The 6,009-nt window shown below is 64.4% G+C and carries 8 protein-coding genes; 3 read left to right on the top strand and 5 right to left on the bottom strand.

Annotation, left to right across the window (positions count from 1 at the left end; genetic code table 11):
- Nucleotides 1–84: 84 nt before the first annotated feature.
- Complete coding sequence (locus EOA27_RS18195) at nucleotides 85–1,089, bottom strand: ABC transporter substrate-binding protein (protein WP_126082141.1); 1,005 nt, start codon at nucleotides 1,087–1,089, stop codon at nucleotides 85–87.
- Nucleotides 1,090–1,341: 252 nt separating this feature from the next.
- Here EOA27_RS18195 and EOA27_RS18200 point away from each other — a divergent pair, with 252 nt between their 5' ends.
- Both EOA27_RS18200 and EOA27_RS18205 read left to right on the top strand, forming a co-directional pair.
- Nucleotides 1,342–1,725 (top strand): RidA family protein, encoded by a 384-nt coding sequence (locus EOA27_RS18200; RefSeq protein WP_126082140.1) that lies wholly within the window; start codon nucleotides 1,342–1,344, stop codon nucleotides 1,723–1,725.
- Between the two features lie 65 nt (nucleotides 1,726–1,790).
- Nucleotides 1,791–2,588 carry a creatininase family protein gene (locus tag EOA27_RS18205; RefSeq protein ID WP_126082139.1) on the top strand — a complete coding sequence of 266 codons (798 nt, stop codon included), beginning with the start codon at nucleotides 1,791–1,793 and terminating at the stop codon, nucleotides 2,586–2,588.
- Between the two features lie 12 nt (nucleotides 2,589–2,600).
- On the opposite strand, the gene EOA27_RS18210 is transcribed toward EOA27_RS18205, so the two are convergent.
- Both EOA27_RS18210 and cobD read right to left on the bottom strand, forming a co-directional pair.
- Nucleotides 2,601–3,110, bottom strand: a complete 510-nt coding sequence (locus tag EOA27_RS18210) for a tyrosine phosphatase family protein (protein ID WP_126082138.1) — start codon at nucleotides 3,108–3,110, stop codon at nucleotides 2,601–2,603.
- The gene (gene cobD, locus EOA27_RS18215; RefSeq protein ID WP_126082137.1) at nucleotides 3,107–4,162 is read right to left on the bottom strand and encodes a threonine-phosphate decarboxylase CobD; all 1,056 of its coding nucleotides are present in this window, start codon (nucleotides 4,160–4,162) and stop codon (nucleotides 3,107–3,109) included. The genes EOA27_RS18210 and cobD overlap by 4 nt, the downstream gene beginning before the upstream one ends.
- On the opposite strand from cobD, the gene cbiB reads away from it, so the two are divergent.
- On the top strand, nucleotides 4,161–5,168 hold the full coding sequence (gene cbiB, locus EOA27_RS18220; RefSeq protein ID WP_126082136.1) for an adenosylcobinamide-phosphate synthase CbiB: 1,008 nt from the start codon (nucleotides 4,161–4,163) through the stop codon (nucleotides 5,166–5,168). The genes cobD and cbiB overlap by 2 nt on opposite strands.
- Here cbiB and cobO read toward each other — a convergent pair.
- Both cobO and EOA27_RS18230 read right to left on the bottom strand, forming a co-directional pair.
- Nucleotides 5,165–5,788 carry a cob(I)yrinic acid a,c-diamide adenosyltransferase gene (gene cobO, locus EOA27_RS18225; protein ID WP_189343106.1) on the bottom strand — a complete coding sequence of 208 codons (624 nt, stop codon included), beginning with the start codon at nucleotides 5,786–5,788 and terminating at the stop codon, nucleotides 5,165–5,167. The genes cbiB and cobO overlap by 4 nt on opposite strands.
- Nucleotide 5,789: 1 nt before the next feature.
- The coding region (locus tag EOA27_RS18230) for a bifunctional adenosylcobinamide kinase/adenosylcobinamide-phosphate guanylyltransferase (protein WP_189562055.1) at nucleotides 5,790–6,009 on the bottom strand (220 nt) is incomplete at its 5' end.

Here is a 6,009-nt window from a genome sequence, read left to right on the forward strand (position 1 = left end):
GCGCAACGAAAGCAGCATCGGGGCCTCGCCCGATGCCGTCGGCGTCTCAGCCACTTTCTCCTGGATCATCTCAGGCAGGCCGCCTTACTTCTTCAGCTCCAGCCCAACGCCCTTGTTGATGAAAGCCAGCGTGTAGGCCTTCTTGATGTCGATGCCCGGCTGCGCGACCTTGGCCTTGACCATCTTGTCGTAAAAACTCTGGATGCGCGCGTCGGTCATGGCGCCGATGCCGAGCTTTTCCGAATCGCCCGAATCGACGACGCCGAACTTCTTCAGCTGCTCGATCGAGAAGGCGATCTGCTCATCCGTCATGTCCGGATTGTCCTTCTTGATCATGTCGTTGGCGGCTTTGTTGTCGCCGTAGAGATAGTTGTACCAACCCTTGGCCGAGCCATCGACGAAGCACTGCACGACCTCCGGCCGCTTGTCGATCGTGTCCTGCATAACCTCGACCGTGGTCGCATAGGTTTCCCAGCCATAATCGGCGAGCAGGAACTGGTTCGGCACGAAGCCGCCCGCCTTCTGCACCGCAAAGGGCTCGGACGTGACATAGCCCTGCTGGATCGACTTCTTGTTGGCGATGAAGGGCGCCGGGTTGAAGGTGTAGGGCACGCGCTTCGCTGCATCGAAACCGAGCTCGGTCACCATCCACTGGAAGAAGGTCTGCGCGCCCTCGTCGCCGAGGATGTACTGGTCGGCGTTCTTGAGGTCTTCCCACTTGTCCAGCCCCTGCCCCGGCTGGGACATGAGGACCTGTGGGTCTTTCTGGAAATCGGCGGCGACGACGCGCATCGGGATGCCCTGCTGCACAGCGTCGAAGGCCGACAGCAGATTGCCGCCCATGTAGAAATCGATCTTGCCGGCAAGCAGCATCGGCCGACCGCTGACCTGCGGGCCGCCCTGCATGATGGTGACATCGAGGCCGCAGGCGGCGTAGGTGCCGTCGGCAACGGCCTGATAGTAGCCGCCATGCTCCGGCTCGGCCAGCCAGTTGGTGCCGAACGTTACCTTCTCGTTCGCGGCAGCAGCCAGCGTGCCCGCCACCAGCAAGGCGATCGACCCCGCCAGGATCTTCCCATTTCCGATCATAAACTCACCCTCTCTTGGCCCGGGCGCGCAACGCGCTGAGCTCGACACCATTGATTCAAGAAGCAAGACACATGCCACCGCCTGGGCCGCCTGCTTGTGCGACAGTCATTGCCGAGACCGGACGGGTCATGCCGTACGCGAGGCATCGTGCCTATTTTTTGGACGCCTGTCCATAATCGCCCGGGAGGCATGCACCGCATCTTGAAGGTTTCATGAATCGAGCCTTAGTCTGCGGGCGCACAGGAGAATGCCATGCTGAAATACCTCGCCCCCAAGGCCATCAAGCCGCCCTTCGCCCGCTACAGCCACGGCGTTGAAATCCCCGCCGGAAAACGCCTGGTGCTGTGCTCCGGACAGCTGGGCATCAGCCCGGACGATGCCGTACCGGAGGATGCGGGGGCCCAGACGGAGCTTTGCTTCAAGAACATAGCCGCGATCCTCAGCGAAGCCGGGCTCACCTTGAACGACATTGTGCGCATCAACGCCTTCGTCACCGATCGTGCCCACCTGCAGCCCTATATGGATGTCCGCAACCGGCTCTTTTCCGATCCGGCGCCGGCCTCTACGCTGATGATCGTCTCCGGCTTCGCCCGCCCGGAATTCAAGGTCGAGGTGGAGGTTTTGGCGGCAGGATAGCGTTGCCCGTAGCCAATAAGCGCATTACACCGACCGGTGCGGACGGAGAGCAATCGGAGACTAAAGTGGCCAAAAGACGTGTGTGGTGGGGCGATTACCGGACGACCGAATACGCCTCGATCGACGCCGAGGCGACGATTGCCGTGCTGGCGGTGGCGGCGATCGAGCAGCATGGCCCTCACCTTCCGGTCTCGACCGACACCTCGATCATGATGGGCATGCTGGAGACGGTGATCGCGCGGCTGCCCGACGATCTCGACATCCGCATCCTGCCGGTGCAGGCGGTCGGCAAGTCGAACGAGCACCTGCATGCGCCGGGAACGCTCACTCTGCCCGCCACGACCTTGGCCGACGCCTGGACCGAGCTTGGGCTGTCGATCGCGCGCGCCGGGGTGAGAAAGCTGATCATCGTCAATTCGCATGGCGGCAATGAAGAGATCATGGGCATCATCTCGCGCGAATTGCGTGTGCGCGCCAAGATGCTGTCGGTGAAGACGAGCTGGCAGCGCTTCGGCCGCCCGGCCGGCATGTATACCGAGCTCGAAGACCGTCACGGCATCCATGGCGGCGATGTCGAGACCTCGCTGATGCTGCACTTCCGGCCCGACCTCGTCGACATGAGCAAGGCCGACAATTTCGTCTCCAATGTCGCCCGCGCCGAACAGGAATTCGCCCTGCTGCGCCACACCGGAACGCATGCCTTCGCCTGGATCGCCAGCGACCTCAACCCCAACGGCGTGGTCGGCGATGCCTCGATCGCCACCGCCGAGAAGGGTCGGCTCACCGCCGAGCATCAGGCAGACGGGTTCATCAATCTGGTGAAAGACGTCCGTAAGGCAAAGCTTTCAGAATGGCTGTCCTAGCGGGTCGCTCTTCTACCCCTCGATAGGGAGCTCGAAGGGTATCCCTTCGAAAGCATCCGCGCCGCGCCCGATCGCCTCGATCGCCGCGATCATGCGGCCGTCCCGCTGAAGCAGCATGTCGGCAACCGCGATTAGCCGTGGATTGGGCGTCGCTGTCGGCGACAGGAAGCGCAGCGCCTTCGCGAGTTCCATCTCGTCACGCTGCGGCGCCAGAGCCGCCGCGATGATATAGGCCGAAGCAGTCGAGCGGCTGACGCCGGCATAACAGTGCACGACCAGCGGCCTCACGCGATCCCAGCGATAGGCGAAATCCAGCAAGGCCCGCACATGCTCCTCGCCCGGCATCGTCATGCCTTCCTGCGCCACGGCGATGTCGTGCATGACGAGATGCAGATGGTTTTCCGCCAGGATCGAAGCCGGGCGCGCCACTTCCGTGCCCGCGGCAAGCAGTGACAGCAAGCGCTGCGCGCCGGTCCTTGCCACGGTCTCGTCGACCTTCGACAGCGAACAGACATGGATCATTGTCCGGACTCCTTCGGCGCATCCTTACGCCGTGCGGCCCAGGCGGCAAGGGCGCTTTCAAGGCGCTGCCATTCTGGTTCGCTGCCCGGCAAGCCGATGCGCAGGACCCCGGGACGCTCGGCGAAATGGCGGACCAGCACGCCCTGCTCGCCGAGTGCCGAAAACAGGCCCGGTGCACCCGCGAAAGACAGATAGCGGAAAAGCGAGGTACCGCCGGAGACCGGAACGTCGAATCGGCCAAGCAGGATGTCGAGGCGACCGGCATCCTGTGCCAGGCGTTGCCGCATATCGGCCTGCCATGCCGCATCCGACAAGGCGCGGATGCCATATTCGAGCGCCGGACCGGCCACGGCCCAAGGCCCCAGTTGCGCATCCAGCCGCTCGGCCGTCAGCGCATCCGTCAGCGCGAAGCCAAGCCGAACACCCGCCAGGCCAAAAAACTTGCCGAACGAGCGCAGCACGACAATGCCGCCCTCCCCGACATTGCCGGCCAGGCTATGCTCGACCGGGCCGACATCCATGAAGGCCTCGTCGACGACGAGCAGCCCACCCTTGGCGTGAAGCAGCGCCGCGAGGTCAAGCAGGCGCGGCTTTTCGATCACTCGCCCGTCCGGATTGTTAGGATTGACCAGCACCGCGAGGTCCGCCTCGGCCAGCGCATCGAAGTCGCTGACTTCCGCGACCGCATGGCCGGCAATAGCTGCGGCGCGGGCGTGTTCGGCATAGGTCGGGCCGAGCACCAGCACCTTGCCGGGCCGTACCAGCGAAGCCACGCGCGGCAGCAGAATTTGCGTGCCGGGCGCCGCCGCCACATGCGCCGCAGATGGCGCGCCGTAGGCCGCAGCCGCAATTTCGGCCAATTCGCGCAGTTGTCCTGCCTCCGGCAATCGGGTCAGGGCGGTGGCGGGCAATTCGAAAAGCGGATAGGAGTGCGGGTTGATACCTGTCGAGAGGTCCACGAAAGGTTGTGGCGCATGAGGAAAAAGCGCGCTTGCCCGGCCGAGGCTGCCGCCATGATCAACCGCCGCGATCGCGCCGCTTAGAAGCTTCATGTCTATCCTGATCGCTTTCCTGTCACTCGCCGTCGAACGGGTCCTCGGCTATCCGGACTGGCTGTTCAACGCCATCGGCCATCCGGTCACCTGGATCGGCAGGCTGATATCCTTTCTCGATCGCCGGCTCAACCGCGCCACAGATTCCGACGAAATCCGTCGCCGCCAGGGTGTGCGGGCGTTGCTCATTATCTTGCTGGTGCCTGGCCTCATCGGCTTTGCGCTGCATGTCCTGCTCTGGCTGATCTTCCCGACGGGTCTGGTCATTGCAGCCGTCCTCGGTTCCGCGCTGCTGTCGCAGAAAAGCCTCGCCGAGCATGTCGAGGAGGTCGCGGATGCGCTGGAGACCGGCGGCCTGACGCTTGGCCGCATCGCCGTTTCCCGTATTGTCGGCCGCGATCCTGAAAAGTTGGACAAGGCAGGCGTCGCCCGTGCCGCGATCGAAAGCCTGGCCGAGAATTTCTCCGACGGCATCGTCGCGCCCGCCTTCTGGACCGGCGTCGGTGGTCTCGCTGGCGGCGCTGCCTACAAGGCCGCCAACACCGCCGATTCGATGATCGGCCACCGCACGCCGAAACACGAAGCCTTCGGCCGTGCGGCCGCCCGCTTCGACGATCTGATCAACCTGCCTGCATCGCGGTTGACCGGCCTGCTCATCGTGCTGGCGGCCTTCCTTGTCCCGGGCGCGGATCCCCGTAGCGCCTGGCAAGTCATGCGGCGCGATGCCAGGAAACACCGCTCGCCCAATGCCGGCTGGCCGGAGGCGGCGATGGCCGGCGCGCTGGGGCTGTCACTCGCCGGTCCGCGCAGCTATGGCGGCGAGGTCGTCGAGGACGCCTTCATGGGCGAAGGCGGCCGCCGCGAGGCCGAGAGCACCGACATCCGCCAGGCGCTGAAGCTCTATCGTGTCGCCGACTGGCTGCTGCTTGGCCTGTTCGCGGTGCTGTCGGCGATCGTGATCTACCTGAGCATTTCGATCAGCGGCCAAGGCGCCAGCACACCTTAGAACTCGATCCCCTGCTGCGCTTTGACGCCCGCCGAGAAATGGTGCTTGGTCAGCCCCATTTCGGTGACGAGATCGGCCGCCTCGACGAGCAGCGGCTTGGCGTTGCGGCCGGTGACGATGACATGCAGATCGCCCCGACGCGCCTTCAGGGCCACGACCACCTTTTCCAGGTCGAGATAATCGTAGCGTAGCGCGATGTTGAGCTCGTCGAGCACCACGAGGCTGATCGACGGGTCGGCCATGAGTTCGAGCGCCTTGGCCCAGGCGGCTTCGGCGGCGGCGATGTCGCGCTTCAAATCCTGCGTCTCCCAGGTGAACCCTTCGCCCATCGCATGCCAGACGACGCGGTCGCCAAAGGCCGCGAAGGCGTCCTTCTCGCCGGTGTGCCACTTGCCCTTGATGAACTGGACCACGCCGACGCGCTTGCCGTAACCCAGCATCCTCAGCGCCAGGCCGAAGGCGGCAGTGGTCTTGCCCTTGCCCGGCCCGGTGTTGACGATCAGCAGTCCTTTCTCGATCGTCTTGCCGGCAACCTCGGCATCCTGCACCGCCTTGCGCTTGGCCGTCTTGGCGCGATGGCGCTCGGCGTCCCCCTCGTTAATCATCTTGTCTTCGACCATGTCATTTCACCTTGAGCGGCAGCCCCGCCACCATCATCAGCACATTGTCGGCCACCGCCGCGACCTGCTGGTTGAGCCGTCCGGCAGCATCGCGGAAACGGCGCGCCAGTGCATTGTCGGGCACGATGCCGAGCCCGACTTCGTTGGAAACCACGAACCAAGGCCCGCGCGGCCGCGACAGCACATCCGCCAGCTGCCGGCATTCGGCCTCGACATCATGT

It is taken from the genome of Mesorhizobium sp. M2A.F.Ca.ET.037.01.1.1, from assembly GCF_003998075.1.
Lineage (GTDB): Bacteria > Pseudomonadota > Alphaproteobacteria > Rhizobiales > Rhizobiaceae > Mesorhizobium.